Annotated in this window: 19 protein-coding genes, 1 pseudogene and 1 riboswitch; of the genes and pseudogenes, 5 read left to right on the top strand and 15 right to left on the bottom strand. The window is 64.8% G+C overall.

Going from position 1 to position 18,381, the window contains the following annotated elements:
- Window positions 1-126, top strand: a pseudogene (locus tag WBQ44_RS15365) (metallophosphoesterase); the annotation flags it as partial.
- 1 nt (window position 127) lies between these two features.
- Here the strand turns inward: WBQ44_RS15365 and gcvP are convergent.
- The 12 genes from gcvP to WBQ44_RS15425 form a co-directional block, all read right to left on the bottom strand.
- Window positions 128-3,055, bottom strand: coding sequence for an aminomethyl-transferring glycine dehydrogenase (gcvP, locus tag WBQ44_RS15370; protein WP_495567536.1), 2,928 nt, complete (start codon window positions 3,053-3,055; stop codon window positions 128-130).
- A gap of 167 nt (window positions 3,056-3,222) precedes the next feature.
- A riboswitch (glycine riboswitch) is annotated at window positions 3,223-3,320 on the bottom strand.
- 13 nt (window positions 3,321-3,333) lie between these two features.
- Window positions 3,334-4,014, bottom strand: coding sequence for a MerR family transcriptional regulator (locus WBQ44_RS15375; protein ID WP_495567537.1), 681 nt, complete (start codon window positions 4,012-4,014; stop codon window positions 3,334-3,336).
- A 270-nt stretch (window positions 4,015-4,284) separates the two neighbouring features.
- Entirely contained in the window at window positions 4,285-4,758 is a 474-nt protein-coding gene (locus WBQ44_RS15380) for a bifunctional nuclease family protein (RefSeq protein ID WP_495567538.1), read from the bottom strand.
- Between the two features lie 129 nt (window positions 4,759-4,887).
- Window positions 4,888-5,625, bottom strand: a complete 738-nt coding sequence (ftsR, locus tag WBQ44_RS15385; RefSeq protein ID WP_495567539.1) for a transcriptional regulator FtsR — start codon at window positions 5,623-5,625, stop codon at window positions 4,888-4,890.
- On the bottom strand, window positions 5,622-6,119 hold the full coding sequence (gene odhI / locus WBQ44_RS15390) for an oxoglutarate dehydrogenase inhibitor Odhl (RefSeq protein ID WP_495567540.1): 498 nt from the start codon (window positions 6,117-6,119) through the stop codon (window positions 5,622-5,624). Before odhI ends, ftsR begins: the two co-directional genes overlap by 4 nt.
- A gap of 217 nt (window positions 6,120-6,336) precedes the next feature.
- The gene (gene gcvH / locus WBQ44_RS15395; RefSeq protein ID WP_495567541.1) at window positions 6,337-6,741 is read right to left on the bottom strand and encodes a glycine cleavage system protein GcvH; all 405 of its coding nucleotides are present in this window, start codon (window positions 6,739-6,741) and stop codon (window positions 6,337-6,339) included.
- A gap of 58 nt (window positions 6,742-6,799) precedes the next feature.
- The gene (locus WBQ44_RS15400) at window positions 6,800-7,540 is read right to left on the bottom strand and encodes a DUF881 domain-containing protein (RefSeq protein ID WP_495567542.1); all 741 of its coding nucleotides are present in this window, start codon (window positions 7,538-7,540) and stop codon (window positions 6,800-6,802) included.
- Between the two features lie 5 nt (window positions 7,541-7,545).
- Window positions 7,546-7,884: a small basic family protein gene (locus tag WBQ44_RS15405; protein WP_495567553.1), complete on the bottom strand. Its 339-nt coding sequence runs from the start codon at window positions 7,882-7,884 to the stop codon at window positions 7,546-7,548.
- 107 nt (window positions 7,885-7,991) lie between these two features.
- Entirely contained in the window at window positions 7,992-8,843 is an 852-nt protein-coding gene (locus WBQ44_RS15410) for a DUF881 domain-containing protein (RefSeq protein WP_495567543.1), read from the bottom strand.
- A complete protein-coding gene (locus tag WBQ44_RS15415; protein WP_495567544.1) occupies window positions 8,836-9,453 on the bottom strand; it encodes a CDP-alcohol phosphatidyltransferase family protein in 618 nt (205 codons plus the stop codon). Before WBQ44_RS15415 ends, WBQ44_RS15410 begins: the two co-directional genes overlap by 8 nt.
- A 72-nt stretch (window positions 9,454-9,525) precedes the next feature.
- The gene (locus WBQ44_RS15420) at window positions 9,526-10,146 is read right to left on the bottom strand and encodes an NUDIX hydrolase (RefSeq protein WP_495567545.1); all 621 of its coding nucleotides are present in this window, start codon (window positions 10,144-10,146) and stop codon (window positions 9,526-9,528) included.
- A gap of 33 nt (window positions 10,147-10,179) precedes the next feature.
- The gene (locus WBQ44_RS15425; RefSeq protein ID WP_495567546.1) at window positions 10,180-10,593 is read right to left on the bottom strand and encodes a nitroreductase family deazaflavin-dependent oxidoreductase; all 414 of its coding nucleotides are present in this window, start codon (window positions 10,591-10,593) and stop codon (window positions 10,180-10,182) included.
- A 285-nt stretch (window positions 10,594-10,878) separates the two neighbouring features.
- On the opposite strand from WBQ44_RS15425, the gene WBQ44_RS15430 reads away from it, so the two are divergent.
- The 3 genes from WBQ44_RS15430 (at window position 10,879) to WBQ44_RS15440 (ending at window position 13,798) form a co-directional block, all read left to right on the top strand.
- Window positions 10,879-12,297 (top strand): EAL domain-containing protein, encoded by a 1,419-nt coding sequence (locus WBQ44_RS15430; protein WP_495567547.1) that lies wholly within the window; start codon window positions 10,879-10,881, stop codon window positions 12,295-12,297.
- A gap of 75 nt (window positions 12,298-12,372) precedes the next feature.
- Window positions 12,373-13,503 carry a M4 family metallopeptidase gene (locus WBQ44_RS15435; RefSeq protein ID WP_495567548.1) on the top strand — a complete coding sequence of 377 codons (1,131 nt, stop codon included), beginning with the start codon at window positions 12,373-12,375 and terminating at the stop codon, window positions 13,501-13,503.
- A gap of 1 nt (window position 13,504) precedes the next feature.
- On the top strand, window positions 13,505-13,798 hold the full coding sequence (locus WBQ44_RS15440) for a protealysin inhibitor emfourin (protein ID WP_495567549.1): 294 nt from the start codon (window positions 13,505-13,507) through the stop codon (window positions 13,796-13,798).
- A 7-nt stretch (window positions 13,799-13,805) separates the two neighbouring features.
- Here WBQ44_RS15440 and WBQ44_RS15445 read toward each other — a convergent pair whose 3' ends face one another.
- Window positions 13,806-15,938 carry a heavy metal translocating P-type ATPase gene (locus WBQ44_RS15445; RefSeq protein ID WP_495567554.1) on the bottom strand — a complete coding sequence of 711 codons (2,133 nt, stop codon included), beginning with the start codon at window positions 15,936-15,938 and terminating at the stop codon, window positions 13,806-13,808.
- Window positions 15,939-16,030: 92 nt separating this feature from the next.
- The gene (locus tag WBQ44_RS15450; protein ID WP_495567550.1) at window positions 16,031-16,315 is read right to left on the bottom strand and encodes a DUF1490 family protein; all 285 of its coding nucleotides are present in this window, start codon (window positions 16,313-16,315) and stop codon (window positions 16,031-16,033) included.
- Between the two features lie 176 nt (window positions 16,316-16,491).
- Between WBQ44_RS15450 and WBQ44_RS15455 the strand changes: the two genes are divergently transcribed.
- The gene (locus tag WBQ44_RS15455) at window positions 16,492-17,646 is read left to right on the top strand and encodes an alpha/beta fold hydrolase (RefSeq protein ID WP_495567551.1); all 1,155 of its coding nucleotides are present in this window, start codon (window positions 16,492-16,494) and stop codon (window positions 17,644-17,646) included.
- Between the two features lie 15 nt (window positions 17,647-17,661).
- Here the strand turns inward: WBQ44_RS15455 and WBQ44_RS15460 are convergent.
- Window positions 17,662-18,381 (bottom strand): MCE family protein (locus WBQ44_RS15460; RefSeq protein WP_495567552.1); only part of this gene is annotated, 720 nt, incomplete at its 5' end.

The following is an 18,381-nucleotide window of genomic DNA, read 5'->3' on the forward strand; positions in this document are numbered from 1 at the left end:
GTCGAAGGCTTGGACACCGTCGGCAACACCACGATCTACACCACGCGAGGCGCAGGTACGTGGGGACCTCCGGTTCGAGTGGCAGCACCGCCGGAAATCTCGATGCTGCAACTCGAATCGCGCTGAATCAGCTGAACGCCTCGATCGGAGGGCAGGAGCACACCAGGTTCCGATCACCGTGGGCACCGTCGATGCGTCGGACGGCGGGCCACACCTTGGCCCGCGCTGCCGCGTTGTGAGAAACCGCGCTGTGAGAAACCGCGCTGTGAGAAACCTTGGGGAACACGGCCTCCTCGCGCGAGTAGGGATGAGTCCACTCGCCGACGAGGCTGCGGGCGGTGTGCGGCGCTCCGCGTAGCGGGTTGTCCGTCGCGGGCCACTCCCCCGCCCCGACCCGTGCTATTTCCTTGCGGATCGCGATCATCGCCTCGCAGAACGCATCGATTTCGTCGAGGTTCTCACTCTCGGTCGGTTCGACCATCAGGGTTCCGGCGACGGGGAAACTCATCGTCGGCGCATGAAAACCATAATCGGCCAATCGTTTTGCCACATCGTCGACGGTGACGCCGGTATTTTTCGTGAGTCCACGCAGGTCCAGGATGCACTCGTGCGCAACCATGCCGTCGTCTCCGGTGTAGAGGACCGGAAAGTGCTCGTCGAGCCTGCGGGCGATGTAGTTGGCCGATGCGATGGCGGTCAGGGTGGCGCGACGCAGACCGCGCGCGCCCATCATGCGAACGTACGCCCAGGTGATCGGCAGAATGGACGCACTGCCGAACGGCGCGGCCGAAATCGCAGGTCCGCCCCCGAGTCCGCTTCGCAGAGGATGCCCGGGCAGGTAGGGCTCGAGATGCGAACGAACGCCGATCGGTCCGACGCCCGGGCCGCCGCCACCGTGCGGGATGCAGAAGGTCTTGTGCAGATTGAGGTGGCTGACATCCCCGCCGAAGCGACCCGGCCGAGCCACTCCGACAAGGGCGTTCAAGTTGGCGCCGTCGACGTACACCTGGCCGCCTGCGTCGTGCACCGCAGCGCAGATGTCGTCGATCTCGTGCTCGTACACGCCGTGCGTCGACGGGTAGGTGATCATGATCGCGGCGAGCGTGCCGGCGTGATCGCCGATCTTGGCTCTCAGGTCGTCGACGTCCACGTCACCGTTCGGGCGGCAGCCGACGACGACGACCTTCATCCCGGCCATCACGGCCGAGGCTGCATTCGTCCCGTGGGCGCTGGATGGAATCAGACAGATGTCCCGGTGCGCCTCGTCGCGTGCAAGGTGGTAGTTGCGAATGGCCAGCAGTCCCGCATACTCACCCTGACTCCCGGCGTTTGGCTGCAGGCTCACTGCGTCGTAGCCGGTGATGTCGACGAGCCACTTCTCGACGTCGGCGATGAGCTCGCGGATGCCCGCCGTGTCGCTGTCGGGAGCGAACGGGTGTAGCCGTGCGAATTGCGGCCAGGTGATGGACTCCATCTCGGCCGTGGCGTTGAGCTTCATCGTGCACGAGCCGAGCGGAATCATGCTGCGATCCAACGCGATGTCCTTGTCGGACAACATGCGCAGGTATCGCAGCATTGCCGTCTCGGTGCGATGACGGGTGAAGGCCGGATGCGCCAAGAACTCGGATGTGCGGGACAGCGCATCCGGTATCGACGGACTCGGCGCACTGCTGCCCAAGGAGACTTCACGACTGGGTGGTGCCTCGAACGCCGCGAGGACTGCGTCGGTGTGCCCAGGGGTCGTCGCTTCGTCGCACGAGACTCCCACAGTGTTTTCGTCGACGAACCGGAGATTGATTCCCGACGCCTTGGCTGCTTCGATGACAACTCGCGCTCGTCCTGGGACGGTGGCGGTGACTGTGTCGAAGAAGTTGTCACCGGCCAGCACGATTCCTGCACCGCGGAGACCGTCTGCGAGTGCGCGCGCTCGGTCGTTGACGCGTCGTGCGATGGCGCGCAGGCCTTCGGCGCCGTGGTAGCTCGCGTACATTGCCGCGACGATTGCGAGCAGAACCTGCGCCGTGCAGATGTTCGACGTCGCCTTCTCGCGGCGAATGTGCTGCTCCCTGGTCTGCAGCGCAAGGCGGTACGCGGGGTCTCCGTCGGCGTCGACCGAGACCCCGACGAGCCGGCCGGGTAGCTGCCGAGCATGGGAGGAACGGACCGCGAGGTAGCCGGCGTGTGGTCCGCCGTATCCCATCGGGACGCCGAAACGTTGTGTGGTGCCGAAACACACGTCGGCGCCGACTTCGCCGGGAGGAGTGACGACCGTCAGTGCGAGCAGGTCTGCGCCGACGGCGACGAGTGCACCGCGCTCGTGCGCAGCGATAATGGTGTCGCTGTGATCGACCAACACTCCGGATGCCCCGGGAACCTGCGCGAGGACACCGAAGAAGTCGCCCTCCGGCAAGCCCGCGGTCAGGTCGGCACGCACGATGTCGATACCGAGAGGCTGCGCCCGGGTTTCGAGGACAGCCAGCGTCTGCGGAAATACATCGGCGTCGACGACGAATCTGGCCGACGCGGATTTCCGGTTGGCGCGACGCAGCAGGGTCATCGCCTCGGCTGCTGCGGTTGCCTCGTCCAGCATCGACGCATTGGCGACGTCCATGCCGGTCAGGTCGGAGACCATGGTCTGAAAGTTGAGGAGGGCTTCGAGACGGCCCTGACTGATCTCCGGCTGATACGGCGTGTACGCGGTATACCAGGCGGGGTTCTCGAGTATGCCGCGAACCAGCACGGGCGGGGTGAGCGTGTCGTAGTACCCGAGGCCGATCATGGAGGTGGCCACGACGTTCCGCGACGCGAGATCTGCCAGTTCGGCAAGCGCCTCGTGTTCGCCGACCGGTTCGGGGAGAGTATCCAGTCCGTCGGCGATGCCGTCGACAGATGCGTCGAGAATGGAACGAGGAACGGCACGGGAGGCGATTTCCTCGAGCGAGGAGACCCCGACCAGGTCGAGGATGCGCGTCAATTCCGCGCTGTCGGGGCCGATATGGCGATCGGCGAACGACGAAGAAGTGGATTGTTCGGTCACGGGGCGCTCCAGATGCATGCGGACGGATCGGGCGACCGCACACGCCGGGTGCGCGGCCCATCCTCCCCCTCTGTCGCATGCTCATCGAAACGAGCGCCTGAGAGATTCGTGCGTCCACGTCCGAAACGGATGGGAGCCTTTTCCCCTTGGGCGGACGGGTGATCCCGTCGCTTTCCAGAGTCGTCGAAGCTCACACGGTCCGGGTGCCTGAGAGATTGACGGGGAGGTATTGCTCCTTCGGCGTCCGGAACTGGCTGTCCCGGAACTCTCCCGCGTGGGCGCGACAGGAACGAAGTCTAGCCGGTCTTGCGGCTCGCGCGATTCTTACGACGCGACGCCAGTTCGTCTTCGGGGCTCGTTTCGGCTTGGCCGCCGTCGGCGCGCTCGGCAGGGAAATCGGCGATCGTACCGGTGAGCTCACGCATGGCGCCGTTCACTGCGATGCCGAACACTCCCTGACCACCCTGCAGAAGGTCGACGACCTCTTCGGCGGAGGTGCACTCGTACACGGTCGTGCCGTCCGAGAACAAGGTGATGTTGGCGAGATCTCCGACGCCGCGTTGGCGCAGATGGTCGACGGCGACTCGGATGTTCTGCAACGAGATGCCCGTGTCCAGCAACCGCTTGACGATCTTGAGGACCAGCATGTCCTTGAACGAGTACAGGCGTTGGCTGCCGGACCCCGCGGCGCCGCGGATCGACGGAACAACCAGACCGGTGCGGGCCCAGTAGTCGAGCTGCCGATACGTGATGCCGGCGATCTGGCAGGCGCTCGGCACGCGGTATCCGACCAGTTCGTCGGGTACCGAATCGTCTGGGAAGAGCCCCGGCTGGAATTCGCCGGCCGGTGCAGCGGGCGGTGCCGGAGCAGCGGCCGAATCCTCGACGGAAGATTCGGCATCCGTCGGAGCCGGGCCTGTGGTCCCCGGCGCAGCTGACGCTGAACTCTGGTGACGCTCCTGCGGCTGATCTCCCACTGACTGCTCCCTTTTCGGATGTCTCGACACTGCGTCAGGACCGAATGACTCGATCCCGTCGGGACTGATCCCGACCTGCTGCTCGCGTGAAGTTCCACTCCGCGTACCAGGCAAGACTACGCCCCGGAGTGAATCGGCGACATACGATCGCCGACTGCTTGCTTCACAACCGGAACGCTATGGGTACGAGCGAGCACATTCAACGCAACGCGCCGTAAACCTGAACCTAAAGTTGAGGTTGAGACTCTTCCGTTACCGAAAGGATGGGAATCAGCCGTCCGTGGCCTTGAAATCGTCCGGCGAGACGGAATCGAGGAACTCCTTGAACTTCTCGACCTCATCCTCACGCTCGTCAGGGAGCAGTAGCCCAGCTTCGGCGAGAACCGGTTCTTCGGCGATGATCGGAACACCCGCCCGTAGCGCAATGGCCACCGAGTCCGACGGCCGTGCGGAAACCCGAATATTCTTGTCGAACACCAGGTCTGCGTAAAACGTTCCCTCCTGCAGATCGACGATCCGAACTTCTTTGAGGGTGTGGCCGAGGGCGCTGATCAGCTCTCTGATCAGATCGTGCGTCAGCGGTCGAGCCGGCTGGACGCCCTGCTGCTCCAAAGCGATAGCGGCGGCTTCCGTCTGCCCGATCCAGATCGGCAGGTAGCGATCCCCCTCGGACTCCCGAAGAAGTAGCACCGGCTGATTCTGGGGCTGCTCGACACGAATGCCGACTACACGCATCTCACTCATGGTGACTGCCTCCCACATGCGTTGAAAATCGGGCCGCAGGTCCGGGTCCGTCGACTGCAACCGAGTCTATTGGAATCGGCGAGCGAGTGTCCGCGACGAATGGATCCGGCGAAGGATGAAAAAAATGTTCTACCGGTCGAGAGCGCCACGTACAGCCGCTTTGACCAGGCAGGTGTGCAGCGTCAACGACAATGCGGCGAGCTCGCGAATCATCTCTTCGGCGCGGTCTCGGGCTCCGGCGTCTCGGCCCTTCGCTACCGGACCCGCGATCTGGGCAACCAGACCGGCCTCGCGGTCGGCTGCGAGTTTGAACGCGCGCAGGTGGCGAACTTCGAGCCCGAACTGCGACATCGCATGTGCGGTCCGAGCGAGGGTCACAGATGCTTCGTCGTAGAAGCCCGCTTGCCCCGGTACGAGCAGACCGGCGCGCACCAGTTCCGTCATGAACGTGTCGTCGATACCGGCACTGCTCATCAAGTCCGATTTGGAGACTCGGACTTCACGGTCGGCGAGGAATTCCTCCGGCGACACCTCTCCGGGAGCAACGTGCAGCGCCCTGGGCTTCCTAGGAGCCGGATCAGCGCTTTCCACTCGGGCCACGCCGCTGTCGATGGCCTCGAGCTGTTCCTTGATGACCTTGAGCGGAAGGTATTGATCTCGCTGGGCTGTGAGGACGTACCGCAGCCTCTCGCAATCGGCGACGGAGAAGCGTCGATACCCCGACGGCGTTCGTTCCGGCGAGATCAATCCCTCGGCTTCGAGAAACCTGATCTTCGAAATGGTCACATCGGGAAAGTCGGGCCGAAGTCGATCCAGGACGGAGCCTATCGACATCCCCCCGGGAGACTGCTGCCCGACGGCGGTCACTGGCTGCCTGCACCCGCAGACGAATCGCCGACCTGGGAGCCGGCAGCGCCGCGCGGACCGGTGAGGAACACAAGACGGAACTTGCCGATCTGAACCTCGTCACCGTTCGCGAGAACCGCCGAGTCGACGGGCTCCCGGTTGACGTACGTGCCGTTGAGGCTGCCGACGTCGACGACCTGAAATTCGTCCTCGTCCTGACGGAACTCGGCGTGGCGACGGCTGACCGTCACGTCGTCGAGGAAGATGTCGCTGTCGGGATGGCGTCCTGCCGACGTGGTCGGCTGGTCGAGAAGGAACCGCGAGCCGGCATTGGGTCCACGCTTCACGACGAGCAGTGCCGATCCGACCGGCAAGCCCTCCACGCCCGACACCGGAGATTCGGAACTCTGACTGGTCGCCGAGTTGTCCAACTCCTGGAGGAAATCCGCACGGAAAACCGAAGTGGTTTCCGCCGGCGACTCTCCGTAGATGCCGTCGTTGTCGTTCTCGCTCACCGTTTCTCCTTCTCAGTCCGATCACTCGGGCTTGGTACGACCCGAGCTACGCAGTAGCTAACTTGCACGTTCTGTACTTCATGCGGACCTGCGCCACATCACACATCTGCCACATCTGCGGGGCAACGGCACCGACTCGTCGGCGGTCCCACATCAGTGACCGTACCTTGCGTATCGGCGCGCGTGTAGATAGTTGCCCGCGTCCGCGCACGCGAAGTTACCCGGCCGTAATTCCAGCATATCCGTCGGCGTCGAGCATCTGTGACACCGACTGGTCCAACGCCTCTGCGGACTCGACCTCGAGCTCGACCAACCAGCCCTCCGTGTACGGTCCGGAGTTCACCTTCTCTGGGCCGGAATCCAGATCATCGTTGACGGCAACCACTTTGGCCGTCAGCGGCGAGAACACGTCCGACACGCTCTTCGTGGACTCCACCTCGCCAAGCGATGCACCCGCGGTCACGTCGTCGCCCACTGCCGGTAGCTGGACGAACACCACGTCACCGAGCTGCTGTTGCGCGTAGTCGGTGATCCCGATGCGAACCGTGGTCGGTCCGAGACGCTGCACCCATTCGTGTTCCGGGGTGTACAGCAGGTCCGCGGAGGGCTCGGTGACGCTCAATTCGGCTGTCCTTTCGAAGGGGATGCTCGTCCGCTGAGGGCAGAGCCACAATCCGGGGCTAGTTTCCGGGCCGAGAGTATTGACGAGAACGCAGGTCCCGCAAGGCGGGCACGTCGACCTGGGAGGATCGTGCCACGTCGCAGCGCCCACCGTTACGCGCCACGGTGTCGACCACGCCGCCGGGGATGTCGAGGGCTGCCGCGAGTGTGGGTGGATCGCCGATGGCAGTGAAGACATAGGGCGCCGCGAGTTCGCGCCCGTCCACGATCACTCCCCCGGCCTTACCCGCTATCCAGGACTCGACGCCGATGCGCACCGGTTCCGATCCGGCTCCCGCGACCTGGACGGCTTCGGCGCCTGCGGCTCTCAGTTCTTGCAACGCGTCGAGCAGAATCTCCGATCCGACCCCGGTCCTGGGGTCGGTGATGGTGACCACCACGCCCGGACCTGTCGCGGCAACCGTACCGACCTGTATCGAGAGCGCCTCGAGTCGTTGGCGAGCTTCGGTCAGCGCGACCCCGGACCCGCCGTCCGACCGCTGCAGCGTGGAGAGCGTGTCCTCGAGGTCGGAGATTTCGTCTCGTAGGGCGGCCTCGCGCCTGCCGACGTTGTCCAGCACGACCAGTAGATCCGCAGGCCTCGCCGAGTCGAGCGAATCACTGCTGTCGTTGACACGAACCTGGACCACCAGGCCCACCCCGAGCAGGGCCATCAGTAGCACCGTCAGGGCACCGAAGACAATCGCTCTGGGCCGTCGACGTGCCCTCGAGCTGTGCTTGTTGGAGTCCGAGGAGTTCATCTCGCTCAGGCTCCGAACAGGCGGCGTCGTAGTGCAGCTGCATTGCCGAAGATGCGTATTCCCAGCACCACGACGATGGCAGTCGACAACTGAGTTCCGACACCGAGCTGATCTCCCAGCCACACGATGAGTGCAGCCACCAGCACGTTGAAGACGAACGACACCACGAAGACCTTGGCATCGAAGATGCCGTCCAGGAACGCGCGGACGCCGCCGAACACAGCGTCGAGTGCCGCGACGACGGCGATGGGCAGATACGGCGCAACTCCGACGGGCACCTCGGGGCCGGACACCGTGCCGATGACCACGCCCACGGCCAACGCGACCGCGGCCAGCAGAACCAGAGTCCCTCCCCGACGAGGGGGCGTCGCATCTGCGAGCAAGGGCGGTGCGTCGACCACAGCCGGAGCCGGAGGGTCGTCGTCCTCCCTGAGGTGGTGGCGACTCTCTGTCACGGGGGGCCTCCCTGGGCGGCCGATCGAATGGCTCGGACGCCCGAGCCCGGTAACTCCACCGCATCCTGCGGCCGAACGTCGAACCCGACGTCGTACAGCTGAGCCAGCGCAGACATTCGCAGGTACGCGTCGCTGACGGAGAACCTGGTCTGCAGCAGGCTCGGTGAGCCGATCGCGGCCACGGTGTACGGAGAGAAAACAGGCTGGTTGTCCACGAGCATGGCTCCACCGGCTTGGCGAACGGTGACACCCGGGCCTATGCGAACCTCGTCGACGGCCACCGCTTCAGCTCCACTGACCCACAGTGAATTGATCACGACCTGAAGGTCCCGATCGAGTACGGCTGCGTCGCTCGAACCCCGCGCGGGTTGCGACACGTCGGACAGATCGGATGGGATTCCCGGCTCGGCGATCGTGACGACGATGCCGGGGCCCCCCTCCGGCTCGGCCCCTGCCGCCAGTTCGAGTTGCCGCAATCCAGCGAGCACCTCCGCACCTCGGGTGTCGTTCTGCAGGGCCACCGCGCGCGCGGAGTCGACGTCGTCCGTGAGCGACCGACGATCGGTGTCGAGCGCCGCGATTCTCGACTCGGCGGCGCGAACACTCGCGAGCGTCGCCTGCTGCCGACCGAGCCGATCCGATTCGGCCCCGGCGGTGTGCGACATTGCGGCGCCGAAGACGCACCCCACCAGCACGGCGCCCGCGGTGAGTATCGACAATTCCGAGCGCGTGCTGCCACGCCGTGGTCGCCGAGCTGCCGCCGCTGCGTATCCGGGGTCGAGGTGTTCGGACATGAGCACACGCAGGAGGGACGGAACGGGGTTACGGACGACCCGTCGCTCACGCATCGTGGCGGACTTTCGACACGGTCGGCACCGCTCTCGCGACGAGTACCGATTTATACGTGTAGAGCACTCCGGTCCATAAGTACAGACCCGTTCCCCAGGTGAGCAGTGCGTAACCGATCGGCGTCAGCACTTCCGCGACGTCCGACTCGCCGGTCGACCCCAGTAGAACGGGAAGGGCGATCATGACGACGAAGGTGGCCGCTTTGCCGAGGTAGATCACGTCGGGCGGCGGCAGTCCTCGCCTGCGATAGACGAGCATGGTTACAGCGAGAATCACATCACGTACGACCAGCACCGCCGCTACCCACCAAGGGATGATTCCCCGGGCTACGAACGCCACGAGTGTCGATACCACCGTCAGCCGATCCACCAGCGGATCGAGCAGGGCCCCGAGTTGCGAAGATTGGTCGAGCGCCCGGGCGAGCTTGCCGTCGAGCCAGTCGGTCGCACCGCTCACGAGGAGAACGACCAGCGCCCATCCGTCGGACTGGGGACCGAGCAGTAGATACAGGAACAACGGGATCAGCAGCAGCCGAACGAGGCTGAGCAGGTTGGGTACCGTAACGATCCGATCGCTGATGGATCGGTCGGCGGCGTCAGGAACACTCACTGCGTTCACCTCGATCCCACATCCTCGACGACCGGGCCGGGGTCCGGAGGCCCCCGAACTCGTGATCGGAGCTCACCGCCACGCGAACACCGGCTGTTCGAAGTCTGCCACGCGAGTGTGCCGACCGTGGAGCACGACTTCCCTGAACTGATGAACAATCGCTCCGGTCGGTGCGTGCACAAGGGTGTCTCGGAACGGCCACTGTACGACGGGGCGGTCCGACTCCGGGATGCCGACGAACCGCACGTCGATATCGAGTTCGTTCGGCGTCACTTCGTACACTTCGGCGACCTCGGCCGGGTTCGGAACGACGTCGTGGAGCCTGTCGCCCACCCAGACGACGAACGGGGTGATGACGTATCCCGACCTGGTGCAGTAGTCGTCCAGGCGTCCGAGAAGGGCGGACGGTTCGACGCGGAGTCCCAACTCCTCTTCGAGTTCGCGCAGACACCCCTGCTCGGGCGTTTCACCGGGGTCGATGCGGCCACCAGGCAACGCGAATTGACCCGGATGCGCTCGCAACCGCGCCGGCCTTTTCGTCAGCAGCATCCGGCGGTCCTGTTCCGGGCCGCCGACGGCCACTGCCACTGCTGCGGCGCGTCGGTCGCCGAGATCGAGTACCTCAGCGCGAAATTCGGCGAGTGCGACCTCGATGGACCGTCGTTCGAGGCGCCCCTCGAGGTCTGCTGTCATACCGTCGAGAGTAAGGGGTCGGGTCGAACGGATTCACTGCTGCGTTGCCGTGGACAGCACCACGACCGGAATCACCCGCGACGTCTTCTTCTCGTAGTCCGCAAATCCGGGGTACAGCTCGGCCTGACGCCGATACAGCGTGTCGCGTTCTTCGCCGGTGACTTCCTCGGCCACGACCTCGAGCACCTGCGATCCGACCTCGATCGTCGTCCGGGGCTCTTTCATCAGGTTGTGATACCAGTCCGGGTTCGTATCGGCGCCTGCCTTCGACGCGAAGATCACATGGCGGTCACCGTCGGGCAGGTACATCAAGGGACTGATTCGTTCGGCTCCAGACCTGGCGCCGATGCTGTGCAGCAGCAGCATGGGCGCTCCCTCGAACGGCCCGCCGACTTTGCCGCCGTTCGCTCGGAACTCGGCAATGACCTGATCGTTGAAGTCGGACATCGGTTACTCCTGAAGTCGCGTGCTGGTGTCGCAGAGACTCGACTCTACCGCCAGGTCTGCACGGCGACGAGGGTTTGCGGCCGGCATGAGAGCCGTCGGCGATGATCTGTCGAAACGGCGGTTCCTAGCTGTAAGTAACGAAACGAGCTTGATCCGGGATACGTTTTCGGGGTCGGGGACAACGAGGTGCGCTCCGATGCGCCGCACGGTTATGGAGGCGCAGTGTTCCGATCGCGGAACGAAAGACAAAGCGAGTCTGCGCGTAAGTACCTGGATTTCGCGGCGGTGTCCCCAGCACTCGAAAACGCCGTCGAGGTCACAGCGCACGCCCTGGGCTACCCGATTGCGCTGGTCAACATTCTCGACGACAAGAACCAGCACACACTCGTTGCGTACGGGTCTGACGATGCCCGTGGCGGTGTTGTTCCGCTGTCTCGGTCGGCCTGCCGCGAAGTAGTCGACTCCGGCCGTCCGATCATTGTTCAGGACGCCGCGGTCGACGCGACGGTGGACGAGACCGACGTCGTCCATCCGGTCACCGCGAACGAAGACAGAGTTGACGTAGACACAGCCGACATAGACACAGCCGACATAGACACAGCCGACGTAGACACAGCCGACGTAGACACAGCCGACGTAGACAGAGTTGACGTAGACACAGCAACGGCAGGCCCCGTCGATACAGGTCGGCCCACCGGCGCACTTCTCGCGGCGTTGCGAAAGAACGGTTTTCGGTCGTACGCGGCCATCCCGCTGTTCGGCCGCGAGTCGGTACCCATCGGCACTCTCTGCCTGTTGGACACCCGACCGCACGTCATCTCCCCGGACAAATTCCGTCTGTTCGAGCAACTGGCCGTCATGGTGGAAGAACACCTCGATTTCCAGCGCGACCGGACGCGCGTGGCCGTGGCATCCGCGTCGGTGGCCGAGCTGACGGCTGCGGTCGACGACGGGCAGATCACACCGTGGTATGAGCCGATCGTCGATCTGCGCTCCGGTTCCGTCCATGCGCTCGAGGCGTTGGCTCGTTGGGCACATCCGACACGCGGCCTCGTTCCTCCCGGTGCCTTCATCGAACAGATGGAGAACACGGATCTGATCGTCGATCTCGACCTGCACATCCTCGACCGCGCATTGTCCGATTTCGGGAAGTGGATCGTCGAATATCCCGACCTCAAATTGTCGGTCAACATCTCGGGTCATCACCTCGAACGACCTGATTGCGTCGAGCGCATAGTCCGCGCCGTCGATGCCTCCAGCGTCGCGGCAGAATCGGTCGTTCTCGAAATCACCGAGACCGCACGCGGTATCGGCGTGCGGCGTGAGGCTCGGATCGTCGACGCACTGCGAGCCGAGGGCTTCACCGTCATGCTCGACGATTTGGGTTCCGGTTGGTCGCCTATCCCCCGCCTCACCCAAATGTCGATCGACGGGTTCAAGTTGGATCGCTCGGTGGCGGCGGCTTTGCACACGAAAATCGGTGATGCAATGGCGCACGCGATGGTGCACTTCGCGGGCGAGCTCGGCCACAGTGTGGTACTCGAAGGGCTGGAGAACCGCTCGCGACTCGAGCGTGCCACGAGGCTCGGGTTCGAATACGGGCAGGGACATTGCTTCTCGAAAGCCGTTGCAGCCGAAGACGTGGCGCAACTGTTGGCAGACCGGCAGGAGTCCGGTTGGTTACGGATCGCCGACGGGTCCTGACTACGCGGCCGGGTTCGCCGGCGGTGTCGGCGGTGTCGTCTAGGCTCGCGGCGACACCGATCGGAAGGGGCACCCATGTCCAGTAGTTCGCGTTCGCAGTACGTGTTTCGACCGGTTGTTCCTCCGTTTCTGCTCGAACGGATAGCCGAGCACGGAGGTCGGGGCAGTCAAGGCAATCAAGGATTGGCTCTCGATCACGCCGTGTCCAGCGCGGCCAGGACATTGGCCACCGACCGTGAACTGGTTGCCGGGCGGGGCCACGCTCGACGAGAGGCGTCGCCCAGCGCCCGTCCGGTCCCCACGAGGCCGAATCGGTCGGTGCACGATGCACAGTTCCAGCGGGATCTCCCCGGCGTCCTCGTTCGAGGCGAGGGCGGTCCTGCAACGGGCGACGCCGCGGCGGACGAGGCCTACGACGGCCTCGGTGTCACGTTCGCATTCTTCAGGGACGTCTACGGACGAAACAGCCTGGACGGCAACGGCCTCCCACTCGTCGCGTCGGTGCACTACGACCGCGATTACGACAACGCGTTCTGGGACGGCGAGCGCATGGTGTTCGGTGACGGCGACGGCGAGGTCTTCGGCCGGTTCACCGCTTCGCTGAGCGTTGTCGCCCACGAATTGGCCCACGGGTTCACCCAGTACGCGTCGCAGCTCGAGTACACCGGTCAGTCCGGAGCGCTCAACGAATCACTGTCGGATGTCTTCGGGGTCCTCGTCGATCAATTCTCGCGAAGCCAGAATTCTGAGGACGCGACGTGGCTCGTGGGTGAAGGTTTGTTCTTACCTGCAGTTCAAGGCCGGGCTCTGCGGTCGATGATCGAGCCGGGTTCCGCCTACGACGACGACGTGTTGGGCCGCGATCCGCAACCTGCCGATATGGCCGGGTACGTCGAGACGACCGCGGACAACGGTGGCGTGCATATCAATTCGGGTATCCCCAATCGCGCTTTCGCGCTGGCAGCCGTAGAACTGGGCGGTCCGGCGTGGGAACGCGTCGGTCAGGTCTGGTTCGATGTCACGATCGACCCGTCCATCTCGTCCACCATCGACTTCACCGGGTTCGCCGCCGCTACCGTGAGGGCCGCCGAGGAGCGTTTCGGGACAGAGTCGGATGTTCGGCGCGCAGTCGCCGGTGGCTGGACTACGGTGGGTGTCGCATCGGAAGGTCAGCCGGGCGCGGAGTCTGCAGCACGAAGGACGTGAGATGTTGATCGAGGTTGTTCGCTCGGGCGGCATCGCGGGCATGATCCGCCGCGCGCAGGTCGACACCGACGCGATCGAAGACGAGGCGGCTCTGGAGGAGTGGCATCGCCTCGTCGAGCAGGCAAGACCGCTACTTGCGTCGTACCGCGATGCTCCTTCCCTGACGACTCACCGCGACGGTTTCGTGTGGACGGTGTCCGTTGACGCCGCGACCTACAGCATCGACGACGCCTCCGTCAGGGGGCCATTACGGGATCTTGCGCAGCGGGCACTGCGCGAGGGTCGCCGACCGTGACTCCGGTCTATCGAGAGTCTCGTTCCAACTGGTAGGTGATCAAGCGCGAGCTGTTGGCGACCACAGCCACCGACGACGCGTTGTGCAGGATCGCAGCCAGAACGGGTGACAGTCCGCCCGCGGCGCTGACGAGCAGACCGATCGCGTTGACCGCGATCGACATTCCGTAGTTCTGGCGGATGACATCCACGGCGTGCCCACCGAGGTCGCGGACATCCAGGAGGCGTCGCAGGTCGTCGCTGGCCAGCGCGACGTCGGCGGTTTCGACGGCCACGTCCGTTCCCGCCAATCCCATCGCGATTCCGATGTCTGCGGCGGCGAGGGCGGGCGCGTCGTTGGTGCCGTCGCCGACCATGGCCACGATGTGCCCCTCTTGCTGGAGGTCGTGTACGACGGCCAGTTTGTCCTCGGGCATCACCTCGGCTCGCCACTCGTCGATCCCGAGTTCGGCCGCTACCGCCGCAGCAGTCTCGACGTGGTCTCCGGTGAGCATGACGATCCGTTCGACGCCGTCGGCGCGCAGTCGGGCGAGCACTTCGAGCGCTTCCGCGCGGACCTCGTCGCGAAGGCTGATCAGCCCAACGAGTTCACCGTCCACTGCGAGCAGTAGCGGCGTCTCGGCTTGCTGTTGCAATTTTGTCACCCATCCGGCCGCATGGTCGGACACCGCGACGTTCTCGCTGCGCAGCAGCGATGGGCTGCCCAGCAGAAGTGTTCGTCCGTCCGCAACCGTGCGCATGCCGAGCCCGACGAGCACCTCGCACTCCTCGTGCGGTGGGATTTCGATGTGGCGTTCCTCGGTGGAACGAATGACCGCCTCGGCCAACGGATGTCGCGAGTGAATCTCCGAGCTCGCTGCGTAGGCCAGCACCTGTTCGGGCTGCCAATCGTCCGCGAAGGCAACGACGTTGGTCACGACCGGTCGTCCGACCGTCAGCGTTCCTGTCTTGTCGAACACCACGGCATCGACTCGACCCGCGAGTTCGAGGTGTGATCCACCCTTGATGAGGATTCCGCGTCGAGCACCGTTGCCGATGGCGGCACTGATGACGGTGGGTGTGGACAGACCGACCGCGCAGGGACACGCAACCAGGAGCATCGTCATGGCCCTGCGGACGTCCCGGGTGACGACGAGGGTGAGCGCGGACAGCAGGAACGACGTCGGGACGAAACGGCGGGAGAAGTTTTCACCGACCGTCTGGATCGGCGCTCGGTCTTCCTGTGCTTCTTCGACGCGCGCGATGATGCGTCCGATCGTGGTGTCGTTGCCGACCGCGGTGGCGCGAATGACGAGGCGCCCCCGAACCACGACGGATCCCGCGTGGATCCGCGAACCTGCCGCCACCGAGACCGGCAGTGTTTCGCCGGTGATCGCGGACTGGTCGACGATGGACTCGCCCTCGACGACGATGCCGTCCACGGGCGCGGCGACGTGGTCGTGAACGATGACCTCGTCACCGACCGAGAGGGTGTCGGTGTCGACGGAGATTTCGCTGCCGTCGACAAGACGAATCCAGGCTGTGTCCTGGGTTCCATTGAGCAGATCGGCAATGGCCCGTCGGGTGCGCCGCAGCGTGAGTTCTTGAAGGTATTCGCCGATGTTCAGCAGCCACAGCACGGTGAGTGCGACGACGTTCTCCCGAAGCACCAAACTTGCGACGGTCGCGGCGGAGACCAGGGCGTCCGTTCCTGCGCCTCGGTTCCCTGCGAGCGAGCGCAGTGCTCCCCTCAGGAACGGGTACCCGGTGAACACCGTCGCACCGGTCGCTACGAGCCGACTGGTCGGCCCGAGGACGGGAGGCCGGTTGAACCCGTAGCGCCTGAGGCCGAGGAGGACCAACGCGGCACCGCCCACTGCCATGCGAAGTACTTCGGTGGACGCGATGTCCGCCGACCTCGGGGTTCGGTCGGGAACGACCGACCACGCGACGTCGCGTCCGGACTCGATGGCCGTCAGCAAACCTGCCCGGTCTATGCGGGTGCGTGAGATCCACACGACTACGGACGCCGTCCGGGGGTACGCGTGCACGGCCCGAACCCCGGGGATCTTGTCGACCGCGTCTTCCACGGCCACGGCGCGGCCGGAGCTGGCTCGCAACCACGGGACGTGAAAGCGAATTCTGCCTGCGGCATCGGACAGGACCCTGGCGTCGGAAGCCGATCGGACAGCGACGTCGGTGCTATCAGCAGGACCGTCGTTACTCCGAACGGGGACGATAAGGGACGTCACGGTCAGTGACTGTGTCCGTGGCCGGTTTCGCTGGCCACGGGAGGCGGCACCTCTTCGCCGATACGCTCCTTGGCTTCTGCCACCACGTCGGACACCTTCAGCCGCGCCGACTCCGCGCCCACTTCTGCCTTCCTGACGCCGCGAAGGCTCCACTCGGTTGCGGTGACAGCTGCTTCACGCAGAGGCGCTTTCGCGATGAGCGTCTTGGCGCCGTTGTAGGCGGCTACTCCTACGGCGCCCGTGACGACCGTGGACACTGCTTTTGCAATCAGGATGGGGAATGCCATCCGCTCACTATATGGTGCCCGCACCGGTCGGCGCGTGATGGACCGTCGGATGCAGCAACATCGTCTGATGCGCATGGCCGCACGCAGGTTTCGACCGAACGACGCCCCCGCCCCGTTGCGCGTAGCGTCGATCGGGGGAAGGAAATGACGATACGACTAGAACAACCGGGAGCTCGGTGGACTGGAACGATGGTCGGCGCAAGGCCAGGCTGGCAGAAACACGGCTCGGGCACGATTGGATCGTGCTCGGTGGACTTCGGCGGGGTGCCCTCCGAGTTGGGCTCGGCCTGTTACCTCTACTGATCGTCGCGAGCCTGTACTGGCGCTGGGACGTCCATCCCGAGCAGCGTCGTCTCGCCGACACCCAGCCACAGGTGAACCAGATCTACGACGCTGCAGATCCCGAGAACAGTTCGACAGCAGTGGTCGATCTCGTCGGACTCGGGAACGTGGACGCCGCCCCCACCGCGCGTACATTGACGAGCTTCACGGCTGTCGGCAGGGTCTGGTCGGTCAGGTACGACAACCGGGGCCTCGACACCCGAGTTCTCAGCGAACTGATCGCCGCTCGCGCCCGCGCCGCGAACGTGAACAACGTCGTTCTCGTCGGACACAGTATGGGCGGCGTGGTCGCCCTCGAGGTCGCGCAGCACATCTTTCAGGACAGCGATCGCAGGCTCGCCGGAGTCGTTCTCGACTGCACGCCACTCGATCTCCATGCCGTCCGCGACGAGAGCCGCGACGCCGGAGAGGAATTGCTGCGATGGATCGGGTGGCTTCCCGGAGCCCGCGAGAGCCGGACCCTACGCGCAGTGGTCGAAATGGCGGCGCGCAAAGACCGGTTCCTCGACCTGGAGTCGACGTGGTATCCCCGCATCGATCTCGCCGCCGCGCAGGCCGCCTGGAGGCAGGTCATGATCGACAAGATCCTCAATCCTTCGGCCGCGAGCAACGGGTTCATCGAGTCTCAGTTTCGAACGATCGTGGCGTCGGGCGCCCTCGACAACCTCGGCGCACTCTCCTCGAGTGTCGACGATCAACCGCGCCCGACGATCGTGCTGATGCGACCGAGGTACGCGTCGGCAGATCATGTTGTCGACAACGACTATTCGCAGCGGATCCTGTTCGACTCCGTGGGCGGCCCGGACAGTACACTGCGGGTCGTGCGCATGGACGGTACCGGTCACGCCAACCCCCGGCAGGCATCGGGCGTGTACAACGCGGCCATCGAGGCTCGCGTCATCCCGGTGCTCGAGTCGTCCATCGTTCGCGAACAACGTTCCGAAGTAGCGCTCGACCGTGTTGTGCGTCAACCTATCTCGCCTCGCTGACCCACGTTCGTGCCATCAGTTCGCGGGAGGGCCGATTTCCACTTCGGTGCCCCGTAGCGCCGGCGCCCCCGCCGATGTCACCCACGATGGAACATCCTCCGGGGCTGTTCCTGTTGCGCCGCCGTAGATCACGGCCAACGTGTCACGTTCGAACTCAGAACCCTCGTAGCTCACCGGCTGCGCATCCCCGAGACCCGGCAGTGCCGACTGCAACGGTGCCGAGTACTGCGGCGCAGGCAACTCCGGAACGGTCTGGGGGCCGGGGTTTCTCGACGGCGGTTGATAGGAACCGTCGTTGGCCGACCTGCCCGGGTACTGCGGGAAGAACTCCCCCGCCTCGGTGTTCGCCGGCGTGTAGCAGCGCGGACCGCGGTCCTCGAACAGTCGTGGTTCGTCTTGATTCGGGAGATAGCGGCCCCGAGGATTCACCAGCGGCATGTGTACGTTGATGCCTCGGTACTCGTCGCCGACACCGATGACTTTCTGTGCCCGTTCGACGATGGGAACAAATTGGGAGAAGGTGCATCCGAACGACGGAGAGTACTGCGCCAACAACTCGAGCGCCTCACGCGAGTCCGCTGAAATGCGCACCAGGTTCTCCGCATTGGCCTCCAGGAAATCCGCCGTCGACGCACCCGTCGCCGTCAGAGACGCGATCAACGTATCGACCGCCGGACGCTGCTCGACCAACGTATTACCGGTGACCGACAAGTTGTCCAGAGCCTCCACCAACTG

Source organism: Rhodococcus sp. (in: high G+C Gram-positive bacteria) (assembly GCF_049591685.1).
Classification (GTDB): domain Bacteria; phylum Actinomycetota; class Actinomycetes; order Mycobacteriales; family Mycobacteriaceae; genus Rhodococcoides.